15 protein-coding genes, 10 tRNA genes and 2 rRNA genes are annotated in these 20,236 nt (G+C 43.2%); 1 reads left to right on the top strand and 26 read right to left on the bottom strand.

The annotated features are described in order from the left end of the window. Positions 1-25: 25 nt before the first annotated feature. The 13 genes from CD001_RS06970 to CD001_RS06910 all read right to left on the bottom strand — a co-directional run bounded on the left by CD001_RS06970 (position 26) and on the right by CD001_RS06910 (position 7,297). Positions 26-2,961: ribosomal RNA gene (locus CD001_RS06970) — 23S ribosomal RNA — on the bottom strand. A gap of 597 nt (positions 2,962-3,558) precedes the next feature. Beyond that, a 16S ribosomal RNA gene (locus tag CD001_RS06965) occupies positions 3,559-5,113 on the bottom strand. Together the 16S and 23S rRNA genes with 10 tRNA genes alongside form the textbook arrangement of a ribosomal RNA operon. A 185-nt stretch (positions 5,114-5,298) precedes the next feature. Beyond that, positions 5,299-5,375: transfer RNA gene (locus CD001_RS06960), tRNA-Ile, on the bottom strand. A 66-nt stretch (positions 5,376-5,441) separates the two neighbouring features. Then, a tRNA-Gly gene (locus CD001_RS06955) sits at positions 5,442-5,515 on the bottom strand. Between the two features lie 34 nt (positions 5,516-5,549). After that, positions 5,550-5,626, bottom strand: a tRNA-Pro gene (locus CD001_RS06950). Positions 5,627-5,658: 32 nt separating this feature from the next. Continuing rightward, positions 5,659-5,744 (bottom strand) — tRNA-Leu (locus CD001_RS06945). A gap of 26 nt (positions 5,745-5,770) precedes the next feature. Continuing rightward, positions 5,771-5,855, bottom strand: a tRNA-Leu gene (locus CD001_RS06940). A gap of 8 nt (positions 5,856-5,863) precedes the next feature. Continuing rightward, positions 5,864-5,939 (bottom strand) — tRNA-Asp (locus CD001_RS06935). Between the two features lie 44 nt (positions 5,940-5,983). After that, positions 5,984-6,059: transfer RNA gene (locus CD001_RS06930), tRNA-Val, on the bottom strand. 343 nt (positions 6,060-6,402) lie between these two features. Next, positions 6,403-6,477: transfer RNA gene (locus tag CD001_RS06925), tRNA-Glu, on the bottom strand. 27 nt (positions 6,478-6,504) lie between these two features. Beyond that, positions 6,505-6,595, bottom strand: a tRNA-Ser gene (locus tag CD001_RS06920). 7 nt (positions 6,596-6,602) lie between these two features. Continuing rightward, positions 6,603-6,678, bottom strand: a tRNA-Asn gene (locus tag CD001_RS06915). A gap of 157 nt (positions 6,679-6,835) precedes the next feature. Then, positions 6,836-7,297, bottom strand: coding sequence for a SprT family protein (locus CD001_RS06910; RefSeq protein WP_096186817.1), 462 nt, complete (start codon positions 7,295-7,297; stop codon positions 6,836-6,838). Positions 7,298-7,446: 149 nt separating this feature from the next. On the opposite strand from CD001_RS06910, the gene cmpA reads away from it, so the two are divergent. Continuing rightward, positions 7,447-7,578: a cortex morphogenetic protein CmpA gene (gene cmpA / locus CD001_RS06905; RefSeq protein ID WP_096186816.1), complete on the top strand. Its 132-nt coding sequence runs from the start codon at positions 7,447-7,449 to the stop codon at positions 7,576-7,578. A 464-nt stretch (positions 7,579-8,042) separates the two neighbouring features. Here cmpA and CD001_RS06900 read toward each other — a convergent pair whose 3' ends face one another. The 13 genes from CD001_RS06900 to alr form a co-directional block, all read right to left on the bottom strand. After that, entirely contained in the window at positions 8,043-10,226 is a 2,184-nt protein-coding gene (locus CD001_RS06900; protein ID WP_096186815.1) for a Tex family protein, read from the bottom strand. A gap of 200 nt (positions 10,227-10,426) precedes the next feature. Continuing rightward, positions 10,427-11,029 carry a SpoIIE family protein phosphatase gene (locus tag CD001_RS06895; RefSeq protein ID WP_096186814.1) on the bottom strand — a complete coding sequence of 201 codons (603 nt, stop codon included), beginning with the start codon at positions 11,027-11,029 and terminating at the stop codon, positions 10,427-10,429. Further along, positions 11,029-11,817, bottom strand: coding sequence for an RNA polymerase sigma factor SigB (gene sigB / locus CD001_RS06890; protein WP_096186813.1), 789 nt, complete (start codon positions 11,815-11,817; stop codon positions 11,029-11,031). Before sigB ends, CD001_RS06895 begins: the two co-directional genes overlap by 1 nt. Next, a complete protein-coding gene (gene rsbW, locus CD001_RS06885) occupies positions 11,780-12,271 on the bottom strand; it encodes an anti-sigma B factor RsbW (protein ID WP_096186812.1) in 492 nt (163 codons plus the stop codon). The genes sigB and rsbW overlap by 38 nt, the downstream gene beginning before the upstream one ends. 2 nt (positions 12,272-12,273) lie before the next feature. Then, on the bottom strand, positions 12,274-12,603 hold the full coding sequence (locus CD001_RS06880) for an STAS domain-containing protein (RefSeq protein ID WP_096186811.1): 330 nt from the start codon (positions 12,601-12,603) through the stop codon (positions 12,274-12,276). Between the two features lie 59 nt (positions 12,604-12,662). Continuing rightward, the gene (locus tag CD001_RS06875) at positions 12,663-13,676 is read right to left on the bottom strand and encodes a PP2C family protein-serine/threonine phosphatase (protein WP_096186810.1); all 1,014 of its coding nucleotides are present in this window, start codon (positions 13,674-13,676) and stop codon (positions 12,663-12,665) included. A gap of 15 nt (positions 13,677-13,691) precedes the next feature. Next, positions 13,692-14,093: an anti-sigma regulatory factor gene (locus tag CD001_RS06870; RefSeq protein WP_096186809.1), complete on the bottom strand. Its 402-nt coding sequence runs from the start codon at positions 14,091-14,093 to the stop codon at positions 13,692-13,694. 3 nt (positions 14,094-14,096) lie between these two features. Further along, on the bottom strand, positions 14,097-14,453 hold the full coding sequence (locus CD001_RS06865; RefSeq protein ID WP_096186808.1) for an STAS domain-containing protein: 357 nt from the start codon (positions 14,451-14,453) through the stop codon (positions 14,097-14,099). A 15-nt stretch (positions 14,454-14,468) separates the two neighbouring features. Further along, a complete protein-coding gene (locus tag CD001_RS06860; RefSeq protein ID WP_096186807.1) occupies positions 14,469-15,293 on the bottom strand; it encodes an RsbT co-antagonist protein RsbRA in 825 nt (274 codons plus the stop codon). Between the two features lie 296 nt (positions 15,294-15,589). After that, positions 15,590-16,756: a group II intron reverse transcriptase/maturase gene (ltrA, locus tag CD001_RS06855; protein WP_096186806.1), complete on the bottom strand. Its 1,167-nt coding sequence runs from the start codon at positions 16,754-16,756 to the stop codon at positions 15,590-15,592. A 906-nt stretch (positions 16,757-17,662) separates the two neighbouring features. After that, positions 17,663-18,013 (bottom strand): type II toxin-antitoxin system PemK/MazF family toxin, encoded by a 351-nt coding sequence (locus tag CD001_RS06850; RefSeq protein WP_096190514.1) that lies wholly within the window; start codon positions 18,011-18,013, stop codon positions 17,663-17,665. Positions 18,014-18,017: 4 nt separating this feature from the next. Further along, positions 18,018-18,296 carry a CopG family ribbon-helix-helix protein gene (locus CD001_RS06845; RefSeq protein ID WP_096186805.1) on the bottom strand — a complete coding sequence of 93 codons (279 nt, stop codon included), beginning with the start codon at positions 18,294-18,296 and terminating at the stop codon, positions 18,018-18,020. Between the two features lie 423 nt (positions 18,297-18,719). Further along, the gene (alr, locus tag CD001_RS06840; protein WP_096186804.1) at positions 18,720-19,883 is read right to left on the bottom strand and encodes an alanine racemase; all 1,164 of its coding nucleotides are present in this window, start codon (positions 19,881-19,883) and stop codon (positions 18,720-18,722) included. Positions 19,884-20,236 lie beyond the last annotated feature (353 nt).

Here is a 20,236-nt window from a genome sequence, read left to right as displayed (position 1 = left end):
CGGTATTAGAAGGTTTGATAAAACATTGGTTAAGCCCTCGATCGATTAGTATCTCTCAGCTCCACATGTTGCCATGCTTCCACATGAGACCTATCAACCTCATCTTCTCTGAGGGATCTTACTCACTTGACGTGATGGGAAATCTCATCTTGAGGGGGGCTTCATGCTTAGATGCTTTCAGCACTTATCCCGTCCACACGTAGCTACCCAGCGATGCTCCTGGCGGAACAACTGGTACACCAGCGGTGTGTCCATCCCGGTCCTCTCGTACTAAGGACAGCTCCTCTCAAATTTCCTACGCCCGCGACGGATAGGGACCGAACTGTCTCACGACGTTCTGAACCCAGCTCGCGTACCGCTTTAATGGGCGAACAGCCCAACCCTTGGGACCTACTTCAGCCCCAGGATGCGATGAGCCGACATCGAGGTGCCAAACCTCCCCGTCGATGTGGACTCTTGGGGGAGATTAGCCTGTTATCCCCAGGGTAGCTTTTATCCGTTGAGCGACGGCCCTTCCATACGGTGCCGCCGGATCACTAAGCCCGACTTTCGTCCCTGCTCGACCTGTATGTCTCGCAGTCAAGCTCCCTTATGCCTTTGCACTCTGCGAATGATTTCCAACCATTCTGAGGGAACCTTTGGGCGCCTCCGTTACTCTTTAGGAGGCGACCGCCCCAGTCAAACTGCCCACCTGACACTGTCCCTGAACCGGATCACGGTTCGAGGTTAGAATTCCAGTACAGCCAGGGTAGTATCCCACCGATGCCTCCACCGAAGCTGGCGCTCCGGTTTCCAAGGCTCCTACCTATCCTGTACAAGCTGTACCAAAATCCAATATCAAGCTACAGTAAAGCTCCATGGGGTCTTTCCGTCCTGTCGCGGGTAACCTGCATCTTCACAGGTAATATAATTTCACCGGGTCTCTCGTTGAGACAGTGCCCAAATCGTTGCACCTTTCGTGCGGGTCGGAACTTACCCGACAAGGAATTTCGCTACCTTAGGACCGTTATAGTTACGGCCGCCGTTTACTGGGGCTTCAATTCAGAGCTTCTCCCGTAAGGGATAACCCCTCCTCTTAACCTTCCAGCACCGGGCAGGTGTCAGCCCCTATACGTCGCCTTGCGGCTTGGCAGAGACCTGTGTTTTTGATAAACAGTCGTTTGGGCCTATTCACTGCGGCTCTCTCGGGCATACACCCTAATAGAGCACCCCTTCTCCCGAAGTTACGGGGTCATTTTGCCGAGTTCCTTAACGAGAGTTCTCCCGCGCGTCTTAGAATTCTCTTCCCGCCTACCTGTGTCGGTTTGCGGTACGGGCACCAGTCACCTCACTAGAGGCTTTTCTAGGCAGTGTAGGATCAGGAACTTCGCTACTAAAATTTCGCTCGCCATCACAGCTCAGCCTTACGGTAAGCGGATTTGCCTACTTACCAGCCTCACTGCTTGGACACGGACATCCAGTGCCGTGCTTACCCTACCTTCCTGCGTCCCCCCGTTGTTCAAACGGTGACGTGGTGGTACAGGAATTTCAACCTGTTTTCCATCGCCTACGCCTTTCGGCCTCGGCTTAGGTCCCGACTAACCCTGAGCGGACGAGCCTTCCTCAGGAAACCTTAGGCTTTCGACGGAGGGGATTCTCACCCCTCTTTTCGCTACTCATACCGGCATTCTCACTTCCAAGCGCTCCACCCATCCTCTCGGTTGAGCTTCAACGCCCTTGGAACGCTCCCCTACCACTGTCCGTAAGGACAATCCATAGCTTCGGTGATACGTTTAGCCCCGGTACATTTTCGGCGCAGAGTCACTCGACCAGTGAGCTATTACGCACTCTTTCAATGATGGCTGCTTCTAAGCCAACATCCTGGTTGTCTAAGCAACTCCACATCCTTTTCCACTTAACGTATACTTGGGGACCTTAGCTGATGGTCTGGGCTGTTTCCCTCTTGACTACGGATCTTAGCACTCGCAGTCTGACTCCCGAGGATAAGTATTTGGCATTCGGAGTTTGACTGAATTCGGTAATCCTGTGGGGACCCCTAGTCCAATCAGTGCTCTACCTCCAATACTCTTCCCTCGAGGCTAGCCCTAAAGCTATTTCGGGGAGAACCAGCTATCTCCGAGTTCGATTGGCATTTCACCCCTACCCACACCTCATCCCCGCACTTTTCAACGTGCGTGGGTTCGGGCCTCCATCCAGTGTTACCTGGACTTCACCCTGGACATGGGTAGATCACACGGTTTCGGGTCTACAACCACGTACTCATTCGCCCTGTTCAGACTCGCTTTCGCTGCGGCTCCGTCTTTTCAACTTAACCTTGCACGTAATCGTAACTCGCCGGTTCATTCTACAAAAGGCACGCCGTCACCCATTAACGGGCTCCGACTACTTGTAGGCACACGGTTTCAAGATCTCTTTCACTCCCCTCCCGGGGTGCTTTTCACCTTTCCCTCACGGTACTGGTTCACTATCGGTCACTAGGGAGTATTTAGCCTTGGGAGATGGTCCTCCCGGATTCCGACGGGGTTTCTCGTGTCCCGCCGTACTCAGGATCCACTCCGGAGGAAACGAAGTTTCGACTACAGGGCTTTTACCTTGTCCCGCGGACCTTTCCAGGTCGCTTCATCTACTCCGTTTCTTTGTAACTCCGTATGGAGTGTCCTACAACCCCAAGAGGCAAGCCTCTTGGTTTGGGCTCTTTCCGTTTCGCTCGCCGCTACTCAGGAAATCGATGTTTCTTTCTCTTCCTCTGGGTACTAAGATGTTTCAGTTCCCCAGGTCTGCCTTCTCATACCCTATGGATTCAGGTATGGATACCACCTCATTACAGGTGGTGGGTTCCCCCATTCGGAAATCTTCGGATCAAAGCTTACTTACAGCTCCCCGAAGCATATCGGTGTTCGTCCCGTCCTTCTTCGGCTCCTAGTGCCAAGGCATTCGCCGTGCGCCCTTCATAACTTAACCATTTTGCAGCGGATGATCGTCGTTCTTCTGTGTCAGCTGTGTCTCTCGCTCCTGTCACGTATCTATTTCATACGCTCAGTCGCTCAATTCCTTGCTTCCTTGAACAACTCGATCCTCCTTGCAAAACCTACTCAATTTGAGTTTTGCAATTTTGCATATGGCGTCTTTTAACCTTCTAAGACACTCGGTTGTACTCGTTCGAATCCGTTAGGATTCGCTTCAAACAACCGGTGAAGATCAATCAGTCTTTCTACTGTTATCTAGTTTTCAAAGGACAATTTTGCGGCAGATGGCCTGCAGATTTCTGTGTCAGCTTCATTCCTCACCATCCTCACGTACTGTTGTACGCTCCAGTGGCTCGTCAATTGCTTCCTTGAACTCCTTGACCCTCTTTGCAAAACGGCAGATGATCGTCGCTCTTCATCGAATAGCTTAATCATCTTTGCAAATAACATTTAATGGAGAGATAAAAAATAACCTCTCAAAACTAAACAAAAAGCGCAAACGACGCACACGGAGGTGCTAACTTCGGTGTTGTCACACGATGTGACGCTCTTAACCGAAGCTCATTAAATTGATGAGCGATATGCTCCTTAGAAAGGAGGTGATCCATCCCCACCTTCCGGTAGGGATACCTTGTTACGACTTCACCCCAATCACCTGTCCCACCTTCGGCGGCTGGCTCCAAAAGGTTACCGCACCGACTTCGGGTGTTACAAGCTCTCGTGGTGTGACGGGCGGTGTGTACAAGGCCCGGGAACGTATTCACCGCGGCATGCTGATCCGCGATTACTAGCAATTCCGGCTTCATGCAGGCGAGTTGCAGCCTGCAATCCGAACTGAGAATGGCTTTATGGGATTCGCTCAACCTCGCGGTCTCGCTGCCCTTTGTACCATCCATTGTAGCACGTGTGTAGCCCAGGTCATAAGGGGCATGATGATTTGACGTCATCCCCACCTTCCTCCGGTTTGTCACCGGCAGTCACCTTAGAGTGCCCAACTAAATGCTGGCAACTAAGATCAAGGGTTGCGCTCGTTGCGGGACTTAACCCAACATCTCACGACACGAGCTGACGACAACCATGCACCACCTGTCACTCTGTCCCCCGAAGGGGAAAGCCCTATCTCTAGGGTGGTCAGAGGATGTCAAGACCTGGTAAGGTTCTTCGCGTTGCTTCGAATTAAACCACATGCTCCACTGCTTGTGCGGGCCCCCGTCAATTCCTTTGAGTTTCAGCCTTGCGGCCGTACTCCCCAGGCGGAGTGCTTAATGTGTTAACTTCGGCACTAAGGGCATCGAAACCCCTAACACCTAGCACTCAACGTTTACGGCGTGGACTACCAGGGTATCTAATCCTGTTTGCTCCCCACGCTTTCGCGCCTCAGCGTCAGTTATAGGCCAGAAAGTCGCCTTCGCCACTGGTGTTCCTCCACATATCTACGCATTTCACCGCTACACGTGGAATTCCACTTTCCTCTCCTACACTCAAGTCCCCCAGTTTCCAATGACCCTCCACGGTTGAGCCGTGGGCTTTCACATCAGACTTAAGAGACCGCCTGCGCGCGCTTTACGCCCAATAATTCCGGACAACGCTTGCCCCCTACGTATTACCGCGGCTGCTGGCACGTAGTTAGCCGGGGCTTTCTGGTTAGGTACCGTCAAGGTGCCGCCCTATTCGAACAGCACTTGTTCTTCCCTAACAACAGAGCTTTACAATCCGAAGACCGTCATCACTCACGCGGCGTTGCACCGTCAGGCTTTCGCCCATTGCGGATGATTCCCTACTGCTGCCTCCCGTAGGAGTCTGGACCGTGTCTCAGTTCCAGTGTGGCCGATCACCCTCTCAGGTCGGCTACGCATCGTCGCCTTGGTAAGCCATTACCTTACCAACTAGCTAATGCGCCGCGGGCCCATCTTGCAGTGTGAGGATAAATCCCCACTTTTACAATAGAACTATGCAGTTCCATTGATCATCCGGTATTAGCCCCGGTTTCCCGGAGTTATCCCAGTCTGCAAGGCAGGTTGCCCACGTGTTACTCACCCGTCCGCCGCTGACCTCATAAGAGCAAGCTCTTAGTTGGTCCGCTCGACTTGCATGTATTAGGCACGCCGCCAGCGTTCGTCCTGAGCCAGGATCAAACTCTCCAATAAGGTGTGATCTATTAAAGATCTAACGAGTTTGACGCGCACGGATGCGCTAACATCGGTGTCATCACAGGATGTGATGTCATTAGCCGATGTTCCTTAACTCTTACATTAAAAAATTTCATTGACGGGATATTTTCATATCCCATTTCGCTTGGCTTTTTGTTTAGTTTTCAAAGGTCAATATAATATGGTGGGCCTGAGTGGACTCGAACCACCGACCTCACGCTTATCAGGCGTGCGCTCTAACCAGCTGAGCTACAGGCCCTCAAGCAACATTTATTACTATACCATCTGTATAGCCATGATGCAAGAGTTATTTTAAAATATTTTTTGGAGCGGGTGAAGGGAATCGAACCCTCGTCATCAGCTTGGAAGGCTGAGGTTTTACCATTAAACTACACCCGCATAATATTTTTCAAGAATAATTTTAAAATAAACATGGTCGGGAAGACAGGATTTGAACCTGCGACCCCTTGGTCCCAAACCAAGTGCTCTGCCAAGCTGAGCTACTTCCCGTTCCTTTTATTATATATGAATAAAATCATATTTGGTGCGGCCGAGAGGATTTGAACCTCCACGGGGTCGCCCCCACTAGGCCCTCAACCTAGCGCGTCTGCCGTTCCGCCACGACCGCAACTAATTTTTCAGTAAAATTAATAATGGTGCGGGTGAAGGGAGTCGAACCCCCACGCCCGAAGGCACTAGATCCTAAGTCTAGCGCGTCTGCCAATTCCGCCACACCCGCATTATTAATGGCGGTCCCGACGGGAATCGAACCCGCGATCTCCTGCGTGACAGGCAGGCATGTTAACCGCTACACCACGGGACCACATAATTACTTTAATTAAAAAACCAACAATAAGTGTCTTATAATGGTGGAGGATGGCGGGCTCGAACCACCGACCCCTTGCTTGTAAGGCAAGTGCTCTCCCAACTGAGCTAATCCTCCTTATTGTTTTGAAATAAGCGGCGAATCTCTTCGTCAGATGCGCTCTCTCACATCCTCACGTATCAAAATACGATCCGGTGCTCTTTCTCTTTCTTCCTCGACCTTCTTGCTTCTTTCAAACCAATTCTTTCTAAATATTGGCGGCGAATCTCTTCGTCAGATGCGCTCTCTCACATCCTCACGTATCAAAATACGATCCGGTGCTCTTTCTCTTTCTTCCTCGACCTTCTTGCTTCTTTCAAACCAATTCTTTCTAATATTGGCGGCGAATCTCTTCGTCAGATGCGCTCTCTCGCATCATACCTATTATTAATACTCTATTTAACTTTGAAAATGATATAAGTGGTGACCCGTAGGGGATTCGAACCCCTGTTACCGCCGTGAAAGGGCGGTGTCTTAACCACTTGACCAACGGGCCTCGTTTATTTATTGAAAATATGAAATCTGGCGGAGAAGGAGGGATTTGAACCCTCGCGCCGCTCACACGACCTACTCCCTTAGCAGGGGAGCCCCTTCAGCCACTTGGGTACTTCTCCAAAAAAATGGCTCCACAGGCAGGACTCGAACCTGCGACCGATCGGTTAACAGCCGATTGCTCTACCAACTGAGCTACTGTGGAATATTGGTTGTCGATTTTTTAGCGACTTTTTATATTTTAACTAAATGAGATTTGCATGTCAATAAAATTTTATATGTTTTTTTAATGATTGTATTGCCTGTCCTGCAAATGCGACTTTTATAATATACCATAGAGACACAGTACAGTCAATGTTTTATCAGGAAAATGATTTTGCTTTCACTAACTTTCCTTTACATTTCCCACATACATATTTACTTGTGTCAAATCGCCGCTTCCTTTTATATGTCAAACGACAAGCTGTACATTCATAAACATGTAGAACGTTAGATGTTCTCCTCGCACCCGGAAGTGTTTGACAATGTCGTGATCCCCCGACCTTTTTTAGTAATTCCCTGAACTCTCGATCTTTATGCATGTAACCCCTTCCTTCTAAATGGAGGTGATAATGACATAATTCATGTTTTATGATTTTTTCTAACTCATCGTAGCCGAAATGCTCAAAATGTTTTGGATTTATTTCAATGTGGTGGTCGGTTAGGGAGTACCTTCCGCCTGTCGTTTTTAAGCGGTTATTAAAAAAAGCTTTATGAAGGAATGGCTTTTGAAATGATTTTAATGAAATTTTTTCAACGATTAGTTGCAGCTCTTTATTATCCATATTTCGTTCCTCCTCAGCCACCTATAACAGCTTGTTTATATTACGTTCATATTATTTAACCATTTTTTCGAAAACAATGACAACCCTTCGCACATATATTAACTAATACTTACCAAACTGTAAACTTACGACCGAAAGGAGGATCATGTATGCCCTCTTGGCTTCGCAGACAATTGCAAGAGGCTTATCAACGAAAAGACCTTCGGAGAATCCGTATTTTAAACCAGTGCTGGTTTTATTATAAAAAATCCACACCGTATTCATCGTCGAAGTCACAATAATTTTTATACTTATTTTCCTCTCTAAATGAACTGTCAGTTAAATACTTAATCAAGTAGCAGATGACAAAAAACTAAAAACAAATCGAATGTCATCTGACAGTGTAGATCCTCATTTCATTATAACGTGTGAAAATAAACAAAATTTGGCTTACCGTTAAAGAGGCTCTTAGAAAGCGAATGATGCTCACAATTTTACTATTGTCCATAGGTTTTAGAAATTTTTATAGTATTAAGAAAAGCGCTGTCTCTTCCTCTTCTAGGTATCACTTTGAAGCTAGAGATCCGTCAACCGGGCAATACGCCACGTCCTGGCATGCCCGGCATTAGGACGTCCTGCGTCAAAACAACTCTTACCCTACTCATGTAGTTAACGCTTGCCTGCTAGTCTAGACAGCAATCAAGAGATTGAAATTTTATACTTTCTTACTTAGTAAAAAAAAGAGGGGGCGCTCCCCCTCTGAGTGTTAAGATGTTTGTTTTTCCGGCTGAAGCATTGTCAAGGCAATACGTCCTTTTTTCAAATCAACATCATCTACCCAAACAGTAACGACATCGCCAACTGACACGACTTCCATCGGGTGCTTCACGTAGCGGTTTGCTAATTTTGAAATGTGGACAAGTCCATCTTGCTTCACACCAATGTCAACGAAAGCGCCGAAGTCAACAACGTTGCGAACTGTCCCTTGTAATTCCAAGCCTTTAGATAAGTCTTCCATAGATAATACATCTGTTTTTAAAATAGGCTTCGGAACATCCTCCCGCGGATCTCTTCCTGGACGTGATAATGCATCGAGTATATCTTGCAATGTCGGTATGCCGACCTCAAATTTTTCGGCTATTTCATTAGTGTCTAAATCCTTTAATTTACCCTTTATTTCTTCAGTTCCTAAGTCATTTTCTTCTATATTTAAATAATTCATAATCTCTTTTGTAACTTTATAACTTTCAGGGTGTATGCTTGTTCTGTCTAAAGGCTGTTCACCATCAATGATACGCAGAAAGCCGATACTCTGTTCATATGTCTTATTCCCTAAACGGGGTACTTTTTTTAATTGGTTTCTATTCGTGAATTTCCCTTCTTCTTCACGGTGCTTCACAATATTGTTTGCCACTGCTTTTGACAAGCCGGATACATATTGCAACAGGGAAGAAGATGCAGTGTTTAAGTTGACTCCGACTTGGTTTACGACGGTCTCTACGACAAAAGTAAGCTGGTCATTTAACTTCGATTGCGTGACATCATGCTGATATTGACCAACGCCTACTGACTTCGGATCGATTTTTACGAGCTCGGCTAATGGATCTTGTATTCTCCGTGCAATTGAAACAGCACTGCGTTCCTCAACTTGAAAGTCAGGAAATTCTTCTTTCGCTAATTTAGAAGCTGAGTACACACTTGCTCCCGCTTCGTTTACGATTAAATAATACATTTCTTGATCGACTTCTTTTATAAGTTCTGCAACAAACTGTTCTGTTTCACGAGAGGCCGTTCCATTTCCGACAGCAATCATCTCAATGTTGTATTTATTAATAAACGCTTTTACTTTCTGTTTCGCTTGCTCTACTTCATTTCTCGGAGGTGTCGGGTAGATGACATCAATATCTAAGACTTTTCCCGTTTCATCGACGACCGCTAATTTACATCCGGTACGATATGCAGGGTCGACCCCTAATACGATTCTGTCTTTAAGTGGAGGCTGTAATAATAAGTTCCGCAAGTTCTCTGAGAAAATATGAATCGCTTGTTCCTCTGCTTTTTCGGTCATTTCTTTACGAATTTCTCGTTCAATAGAAGGCTCGATCAGTCTCTTATAGCTATCTTCAATTGTTTCTATAAGCTCTTTTTCTACGATACTTCCCTTTTGATGGATTACTTTCGCTTGAATGAGTGTTAAAATTCGATCTTGTGGAGAGTCAATAGAGACCTTTAAGACGTCTTCTTTTTCCCCACGATTTAATGCAAGAACCCGATGTGGAACGATCTTCTTAATTTCTTCACTATACTCGTAATACATTTCGAAAATATTTTTTTCATCTTCAGCTTTCGTTTTTTTGTCCGACGATATTTTCCCATTATGATATGTTAGCTCACGAATTTGCTTTCGAATTTGAGCATCATCAGCAATATACTCACTTATTATATCTTTCGCTCCTTGAATGGCGTCTACTTCTTCAAAAACTTCTTTCTCTTCATTTATGTACTTTGCAGCCTCTTTTTCAATTGGCCCTTCTTGCGGAAGTGAGAAGATCCATTGAGCAAGTGGCTCAAGACCTTTTTCTTTAGCAACTGTCGCTTTCGTCCTTCTCTTTTGTTTATAAGGGCGATATAAATCCTCTACTTCTTGTAATTTTGTTGAATGAATAATACTTTTCTTTAATACAGGGGTTAGTTTACCTTGTTCCTCAATTAAACGGACCACTTCTTCTTTCCGCTTTTGTAAATTAGATGCGTATTCCCATGCATCTAAAATTTGTCTTATTTGTTCTTCGTCTAAACCGCCCGTTAATTCTTTTCGATAACGTGCTATAAACGGTACCGTATTCCCTTCTTCGTTTAGCTCTATCACACTTTTAATTTTCGTTTCCTTCAACTGCACTTGACTCGTTACTTGAGCGAGTAATTGCGTTTGTTTTTCCGACCAGTCCAAAAGATAACCTCCTTAAAAAATCTACAACGATCTCCGTCATCATTATACTTGAAACCATTTGTGAAAGAAAAGGGACGATACAATTGAATTCGCCCTTTATGATGATCGTCACGATAAAATGAAACTTATAATACTCCTACACAAAGAACGCACCCTTTATTCGGATGCGGTCTTTCCTATTTGCCTTTATTTGTACCCTATCAGGCAAACTTTCCAACTAATATCGTTGTGTCATCATTGGTGTCTTCCATCTGATCGACTAGGCGTTCAAGCATTTGTTTCGGAGAGTTCATTTTTGAAATCATTGAGTGGTACGATGTTTCAAATATAAAACCATCAGAATATATTATAAACCCCATTCCTTTTTCATAATTCAACTTTTGAATTCTGAAACGTTGCTTTTTCCCAGACATATATCCCCGTGTCGGAATGGGACGGTTTAACTTTCCAGATGGGGTATAAAAAATACAGCCGATGTTTCCGACATTACTGTATATTAATTCTTGGTTAATTAAATCTATTTTTAATACCGTTAATACTGCCCCGCGCTTTTGCCAAAGAACCTCATTGCATTTTTCCATCAAGTAGTCCATATCTAAATCATGATTTTCTTTAATCGTATTTATTGCAGCTTCTGACGCTTTTAAAGCTTCTTCCCCGCTACCAAGACCATCAGCAATCGCAAGGAGCACGTAGTTTTCCTTATGTGTAACCAGGTATGAATCACCAGAACACCAATTTCCTTTTTTCGGGACGTGGTAAGTACTTACTTCGACTCCATTTAATGTTTGGTGTTCAATCATTACAAACACTCCGTAGACTCGATACGTATCGAGTCTCTTAATTTTTGCAATGCTCTCCTTTGGAGGCGAGAAACATGCATTTGTGATATACCTAGCTTTTCACCTGTTTCTTTTTGGCTTAAGTTTTCAAAATAGGTGAGATGGAGGATATGCTTTTCACGATCTGTCAACACAACGAACGCCTTTTCTAATAAAAGCTGTTGATCTGTTTGTTCATATCCTTCTTCAGTTGATCCTACTAAATCAAGAAGGGTTACCGCACTGCCTTCGTCATCAGCTTCAATGGAACGGTCAACTGAAAGAGCCTGATAGCTTTTCCCCATTTCCATCGTTTCTAACACTTCTTCTTCCGAAACTCCTAGATATTCGGCTATTTCGATCACTTTAGGTGACCGCTGCAACTCAGTAGTTAGTTCTTCAACAGCATTTTTAATTTTAGGTCCAAGTTCTTTAATTCTCCTAGGAACGTGTACACTCCACGTCTTATCTCTAATGAATCGTTTTATTTCTCCCACAATTGTCGGTACGGCAAATGATTCAAAACTTCGGCCAAATGAAGGGTCAAATCGCCTTAAAGCAGCAAGCAGACCGATCATTCCTACTTGTATTAAATCTTCATCATGCCGTTGACCTTTAGAGAATTTCCTTGCAAGAGCATGAACGAGATTTTCGAATTCTTTGACGAGCGCTGTTTGAATTTCTTCATCTCCTGTACGTTGAAATTCTTCAATCATTTCTAAGATTTTTTCTTTATTGTTCAGTGATTTGTTCTGAGATCCCGTTGTCATGTAGTTCCACCCCATCTCTTAGCAGGAACTTCGTCATAACAATAATAACGCCTGAATCTCCGCTGATTTCCACCTTATCCATTAAAGTTTCAATCAAAAATAAACCTAGCCCTCCTTCCTTCAGCTCATCTATCGGCTGATCGGGTGTAATCGGGCCACGTCCTTGTTTCAAATCTTTTAGATTAACTGCTCCACCTTTATCGGCTACCATAAGTTCAAGACGGTCTTCAAAAACACCACAGTTCACCATCATGAATTGGTCGTCAGCAGAGTCTTCATATGCATGATTGACAACGTTCGTACACGCTTCAGCAACTGCAATTTTAATATCTTCTATATCATCATAGGAATAACCTAGACGGTTCGCAATTCCTGAAACGGTCAAACGGACGACACCGACATATTCCGGTTTTGCTGGAACTTTCATTTCGATATGATCAGAAGTTCGAGACATACCTATGCTTCCTCCCTATATTTAACATCCGTATCGATGACTTCATTCAATCCTGTTATTTCAAATAACCGTTTGACTCGGTCATTCATACCAATAATTCTCAAGGACCCGCCACACTTGGTACTCGATTTAAGTGCACCAATAAAGATCCCTAAACCAGTACTGTCAATATAGCTAACATTGGATAAATCAATGATGACAGTATTTTTTTCCTTCTCAGTTAAAGGCGTTAATGATTCTTTTAGTTTCGCTGCAGTATATACGTCAACCTCACCAGTTAAGTACACGGTATCTTTCTTATCTTGATCTTGAACGTCAATTTGTAAATTCATACCTTCCCCTCCTGCGTACATTTGGATACATTTCGTTTATTACCCGGCCAACTGTTAGGTTAAACTTGTTTCCGTAAAATTAAGAGGGTAAAATCATCCCTTAGTTGAAAATCTTGCATTTTTTCAAGGTCGCGATATACATTGTTAACAATTTCTTGAGCGGATAAATGTTGATACATTCGAATCATGTCCGTAATTTGTTTTCGCTCAATAAAATCGCCTTCAATCCGGCATTCTGTCACACCATCTGAAAGCAGTACAATGAAATCGCCAGGTTCCATATCAATAGCCCGCTCGTCATAGCTCGTTTTCGGTGTAATTCCTAAAACAAGCCCTTTAGACCCAAGCTCTTCAAAACGATCTTCTTTAGCTTTATAATAGAAACCTGGTTCATGACCGGCACTGGAAAAATGAAACTTATTGTCGCGAGGGTCATACGAACCATACATCATTGTGATAAACATATCATCATCGATGTTTCTTTCAACAACTCTATTTAAGTTTTCCAGAAGGTCTCCTGGTTGTAGGCGTTGCTCTGGTAAACTATCCATCGCGTATTTTATCATCGACATACACATTGCCGCAGGGACACCCTTTCCGATGACATCGGCAACTGCTATACCGACACACCCATGTTCGTCTTGGATATAGTGATAGTAATCACCGCTCATTTTTCCTGCTGGAACGCTGATAACTCCAAAGTCTACACCTGCCATGTCAATTTTTTTGTTCGGAAGAAGTGATTGCTGCATTCTTGCCGCAACATTTAGCTCTGAATCCAACTGACGTTGACGGTCTCTTAAACTTTGATGTTCACGATAAGCCAGACCATAGCCGATCATCACCTCTAAAAGCAGGTCGAAAGAATCAACAACTTCCTCTGGAAGGTCTTTGACGATCTCTTGGAAAACAGACATATGGAGACTCACCATTTCCTCAGGTGACATATCTTTTTCCATCATTTCCTTACTGAATTGTTGGGCATTATATAACACTTCTTCACTTTTATTAGTTAAATAATTTGATAACATTTCTTTATATAATTGGTACATGGAAAGCTTCGTCTCCTCCAAGCAGTGCCACCTCCCTTACCGAAGCCACTTAATTGCAGTAATCGTTGTACCGCTGTTTGGTTCGGAATCAATCTTAAACTCATCCATTAATCGCTTGACACCAGGCAGTCCTGCCCCAAGTCCGCCAGAAGTTGTGAATCCGTCTTCCATGACACGCCTAACATCCTTAATTCCTGGCCCTTGATCATGTGCAATAATCTTTATTCCTCTTTTTCCTGATGATGTTACTTCTTCAATATAAACCTGTCCTTTATTTGCGTATAAGTAGATATTTCTTGCAAGCTCAGAAATCGCTGTAGTAATTCTTGCTTGATCAACTGACCCGAATCCTACCTCTCTTGCAAGCTTACGTCCAGCTTGACGTGCTGCGACAATTCCCCACTCACTATGAATATCCACATGGGTTTGGACTTGCATGCATCAACCCTCCAATTCGAGCTGGAGTCTCTCCAACCCTTGCTCTAAATCTAAAGCTGTTGGAACATCTTCAAGTATAATCCCCATGTCAATTAACGTTATGGCAACTGCTGGTTGAATACCTGTCAGAACAACTTTTGCCCCCATTAAGTTAGACATGTCTACTACATCACCTAGCACTTTAGCAATAAATGAATCAATCATTTCAACTGAGGTCAGGTCAATCACGACTCCTCGTGAGCCTTCTTTATGAATTTTTCCTAGCACATCTTCTTGGAATTGGAGCGCCGTTTGGTCATCGAGCTCCACTTGTACAGATATTAATAAGTAGTCATGTAACTTTAAAATCGGGATCCGCAATGCCAGTTCCTCCTTTTATTCCTTTATTTCGATAATTTGGCGGCTTGTCATTTCTAATGCAGCCTCCATTCCTTTTTTTAAGCTGCTTTTCGTTGGGAATTTACTAAGGTCGATCCCTAAATTGACAATTGTTTGAGCTATTTCCGGTCTGATACCGACTAATATACACTTAGCTCCAACTAATCTCACTGCATCGGCAGCTTGTATAATGTGGTGTGCGACCATTGTATCTACTACAGGAACACCCGTAATATCAATTAATACAACTTGTGAACGATGGGTAATGACTCCGTCTAACAAGTTTTCCATAATTAAACGGGCGCGTTCAGTATCAATCGTTCCAATTAATGGCATGACACTAATTTGGTCAACAACTGGAATAAGCGGGGCGGAGAGTTCTTTTAACGCCATCTTTTGCAAAAAAACAGTGTTTTCCCATGAGCCAGAGTATTCATTTACGAGAATATTTATAATTTCATCAAGCCAGTTTTCGATTTCCTGAAAGTATTCAATACTTTTACTATAGTCATTACCACCTCGAGACAGCACATCTACCGTAACTTTCCGAAACTCTTGCAATCCACGGGTAATATAATTTAACGGCCAGCCTAATTGAATGAGACGTTCAGTAAATTCGATAAGTTCTTCTTGAACCTCATCTTCATACTTATCCACTGTAGAGATTAATTTTGTAGCAAATTCTCGATTTGTATTTTCATAAACGGTATCCGTTATATTTTGTAATTGGTCTTCTTTTCGAAATTTAGCTATTTGCTGTAACCATTCTTCGACGATTTCATTTTGATTTTCAATAATGAGTTCTCTAAATAATGAATTCATCCGAACCGTTCTCCTCCATTTATCGCCTTTTTATTTTCCTATTATTATTTCACTGTTTTTTAAGTATTGCAACGAATGTCATATATTTCCCATCATTTTAGACAAACATATGTAAATATAAAAGTAAATTAAGAACGAACCGTCAAACACTCAAACATCCCCAAAAGTAGAGTAGGACGAGGGCTTTCGCCCTCGGACCCCTCATCAAACCGGACGTGCAGATTTCCCGCATCCGGCTTTCCCTTCATTAGTTCCCCATACCCGGGAGTGAGTTAGAGATTAATTTCACTCTTAAGTTAGGAACGAGCGGTGAGAAGACTTTCCAACGAAATCAGTCCTGATTTTTCGAAGAACTTGTTCGGTATTCTTTGGTTCGATAGTGTTGACTTCTTCTTCCTCATGAAGGCACGAAGCCTCATGCGAATCCATTCATCAAGTCTTTGGAACTTCTTTTTAGTATTTCCAATGCCGAAGTAGTTTCCGAAACCTCTGATGGTTTGGTTTAATCTTGAAATCACTTGCTCAAGATTCTTCCCTTGTTGTCTTCTTGTGAGAAGCCTGATGTTCTTTTTGAATTTCATCATTCTTTTCTCCGGAAGAACGAGAAAGTCTTTCCAGAATTCAAACCCTAGAAAACGGAAACCTTCATCGAAGTGAACCACTTTTGTTTTCTCTGGATGCATGGTCAGATCTAGATTCTGTTCTATGATTTTCTTTGCTAAGTTATGTGCCTTCTGTGATTGCTTCTTCGTCTTGCACATAATTAAAGCATCATCTGCGAAACGAACAACGGGGAACCCTGCCTTTTTCATCTCCCAATCAAATTCGTCCAAGTAGATGTTGGCTAATAGCGGTGAAATCACTCCGCCCTGTTGGGATCCTTTCTCAGAATCATGAAACTGATCACCTTCCATGATTCCGACTGTTAACCATCCTTCGATTAAGTCTAGAATTCGCCCATCAGCGATTTTTCCTCTCACCTTTTCCATCAACTTGTCATGGGGGATGGTGTCAAAATAAGCTTGAATATCTAGATCAACGACGTATTCGTATCCCGCCTTTTTCGCTCTTATGACTGTATCAAGTGCTTGATGTTGCGAGTGTCCGATTCGGAACCCGTAACTATGAGGATAGAAGTCTCGGTCAAATAGTGGCTCAATCATTTGACGAACAGCTTGTTGGACAATACGATCGCGGATGATTGGGATTCCTAGCGGTCGTTTTTCCCCGTTATCTTTTAGAATATAATGTCTTAGAGCCGGAGTAGGTTCGTAACGTTTTTCCTTTAGTAGCCGTTGAATCTCTTCGAGATTCTGCTTCAGGTTGACGTCAAACCATTCGATGGTTACACCGTCGATTCCTGCACTTCCCTTGTTCGCTTTCACCTTTTTCCAAGCATCATGTAGATTTGTCATGGTGTACACTTTATCGATAATGGAATAATATTTACGCGTTGGTGTCATTGTTATCACCACCTTCTGCGCTTCTCACCACATTGGTCTTATGTCCGCTACAGAGAATGACTCCTTTCTGTTTCCATCAAGTCAGAAATGCGTGTCTAGGATGTCCCAATCGCTCCTTTTCTTCCTTGTGTACTCAGGTCGCCGGTTCCCTCTTCCTCGCGTGGGTTTCACGGTTGGCAAGGTCGCACCTACTCGGGAGACCTCTTTTCATTAAGGCGCTTACATTATCCACTCACGTTCATTCACAATGTTAACGAAGTTAGATTCCTTCGCCTCCATCATCCGGCTTTTGGCCTGATGGTGGGTGAAGCGACCAGCGCTTCCTCGTTTGAGTTTTATCCTCCCTCCTGTTGCCAGAGTTCATTGGCTCAAACTTCGTCACTACTACGAATCTATCCGCCACCTGCAGTGTCATCGGTTTGGTTTTCCCCTTTGGGTTATACCTCCCCTACCTCCGTATGTTTACACGAAGGAACCTACAGTGCTTCCCCCGGTCATCACACCTTCTGTTCCATCCATCCTGACCCTAATCACGTCAGTGGGCTTTATAGGTCATGTCCCTTTCGTATTTTCCTATAAAGTGTGCGTCTGCACAGGTTTCCCCGTTTTGATGGCGGGTCACCCAACACTGCCGCCACCTCTGGTTCACATTTTGTTCCGGGCTGGACTTTGCCTGCAGACCTTTCAGATCCCCCTTCTCAGAGGGCACCCTGTCCATCCTTCTCATTAGAGGGAGGATGTTGCTTCGGCTACAGTACTTTAAAGGGTAAAGTTACTGAGTGGATTTGAACCACTTAGACTGTGTGACTGCGGGGCACACACACAAAAAGACTCCGAATCATTTCGGAATCTTCTTCATTTCATTTTTAATGAAGTTTAACAAGTTCTGAAAGAGGATATAAATGTTTAAAAGTCAATGAGACCAAGACTAATCATTAAGGCGTCATTAACTTTTGCCATCATATCATCATCCAGATGTGTGATCTTATCCGTTAAACGTTGCTTATCAATAGTGCGGACTTGTTCTAGTAGAATGACGGAATCTCGATCAAAGCCATATCTTTTTGCATTGATTTCCACATGTGTTGGCAATTTAGCTTTTTGAATTTGTGCTGTAATTGCTGCCACAATGACAGTCGGGCTAAAGCGGTTCCCGATATCATTTTGAATAATAAGAACCGGTCGGATTCCACCTTGCTCAGAACCAACAACGGGTGAAAGGTCAGCAAAATAAACATCACCACGTTTTACTATCAATCCCTTACACCCCACTAACTAAGCGATCCAACGTGTTCTCGGCCTCCTCCTCAACAAGAAAGGATTCTGTTGCAATGTTCAAATTGATTTTTGCCATTTCCATATAGCCTTGTTGCATCGTTTCGCGGATTTGTTGTTTCTTCTGTTCTCTCAAATACATTTTTGTAGCCTGGTGAATAATTTCACTGCGGTTAACATTCTGCCTTTCCAGTAAACCGTCCAATTCGTTTACTAAATGTTGTGGTAAGCTCACCATAATTTTTTTTGTGTTCTCTTCGGACACAAAAAACACCTCCAACGCAGCATCATCCGTTTTTTTAATCCTACTTTATCATATCACTTGCTATACGTGATTGCAAAGTGACTTTTCAACCTTTAAATAAGTTTTTTCGCCAAAATTCTATAAAATCCTTCAAAAATTTATTATGAAAACAAAAAAAGATTTCGTCTAGGCAATACTTTGCGCCTATCATATTCATGTAGTATTGAAATAAAGGTTCGTTCCTCCTATTTTATACGATAAGCATTTATAACTTATAGATATTTGTAAAACCTAAACTAAAACTTTCGCCATTAAGACTTGACTAAAGCATAAAAGTTTCTAAGCAAGCATAATTAGCTTGCTGTGAACCTCTTTAATGACAAAGCTAAGTTTTGTTTATTGCTATTTTCATATCGCAGTTGAATGGCACTGCGTAGACCCTTTTTACAAGGTTTTATTATACACATGGACCACTTCATCGTTTTGCTTCATTACTCGAGGGACACGAGAACTGATTGTACAAGGTATTTCGTAAGTAATTGTATTTAGTCTTTTAGCAGCTTCACTGATTGTTATATGGTCTTTCCCTTGCTTCCCAATCAACGTCACCTTTGTACCAATTTCTACTTCCTCATCTAACGAAATCATCAGCTGGTCCATACATATTCGCCCTACGATCGGCCTTCTTTTCCCATTAACTAAAATAGAACCTGTGCCATGGGCTCTAATCCAGCCATCCGCGTACCCTACCGGAATTGTCGCAATCCACTCCTGGTCTTTCGTTCCATAAGTGGCACCGTAGCTTATTCGTTCACCTTCTGACATTTTCTTCACTTGAGTAATCCGACTGTGAAGAGAAAACGCCTCAACAAGCGACACCGGTAAAATATCTTTAATCTCTTCTGAAGGTGATAATCCGTACATCGATATCCCTACACGAACTAAATTAAAACAACGCTCAGCAAAACGCAATGTCGCAGCTGAATTAGCAGAATGCTTATATCGAACAGACTCGCCTAGTTCTTCTTCAAGTAACTGAACCATTTTTTCAAACCGATCATGCTGCATATTAAAGTACGTTTGATCGATTTCATCAGCTGTTGCGTAATGTGTAAAAAGCCCGTGTACGATAAAAGCGGGGTATTTCTTAATTGTTCTGATTAAAGCTTTTCCTTCATCTGCTGATCTTATACCAATTCTACCCATTCCACTATCTAGTTTCAGGTGGTATTTTACTTTCATATCCTTGTTTTCAATATATGCAGATGCTTCCTCAATCCAATCAGGTTGAAAAACAGTTAAAATAATATCTTTTTCTGCCGCAATTTTAACATATTCAGGCCTAACATAACCGAGCACAAGTAACGGTGCAGTTATGCCGGCATCTCTTAGCGCAATCGCCTCATCTAATATGGCTACCCCTAAAAATGTCGCACCTGAAGCTAAAGCTGTTTTCGCTACATCGACTGCTCCATGCCCATAGCCATTTGCTTTTACTACAGCCATCATCTCAACATTCTCTGGGAGGATGGCTTTAATATTCGTCACATTCGTTGCTATTGCATTTAAATTTACTTCTGCCCATGTATCTCGATAAAAACTTGCCACTTAAACTTCCTCCTGGTTCATAGCCTCAACTATTTGGTCATTTATGAATAAAAATACTTGTCCAGACGCTTTAGAACACTTATTAACCTTAGACTTTCTAATAAAAATTACATATGAATCCATTATTATTTTCATCATTACATGTGTCAATAGGCTCTTTTAATTGTAAAGAGGGGATGTTCAAAATTCAGTAAAAACAACTGGTGAACGATTGCCAGATTGATTTTCCCCGCTTTTACTGAACGCCATTTCAAACAGGTACGAATACAATTATAGTATATAATTGAGACTATGCAGAAGCACCAATTTTCCCCTATTTCATTCGTGATACATGTTAAAAACAGGCTCAAGGT

The organism is Evansella halocellulosilytica (assembly GCF_002335745.1).
GTDB lineage: Bacteria > Bacillota > Bacilli > Bacillales > Salisediminibacteriaceae > Bacillus_CA > Bacillus_CA halocellulosilytica.
The sequence above is the reverse complement of the archived record's forward strand: the minus strand, read 5'-3'. Positions and strand labels throughout refer to the sequence as shown.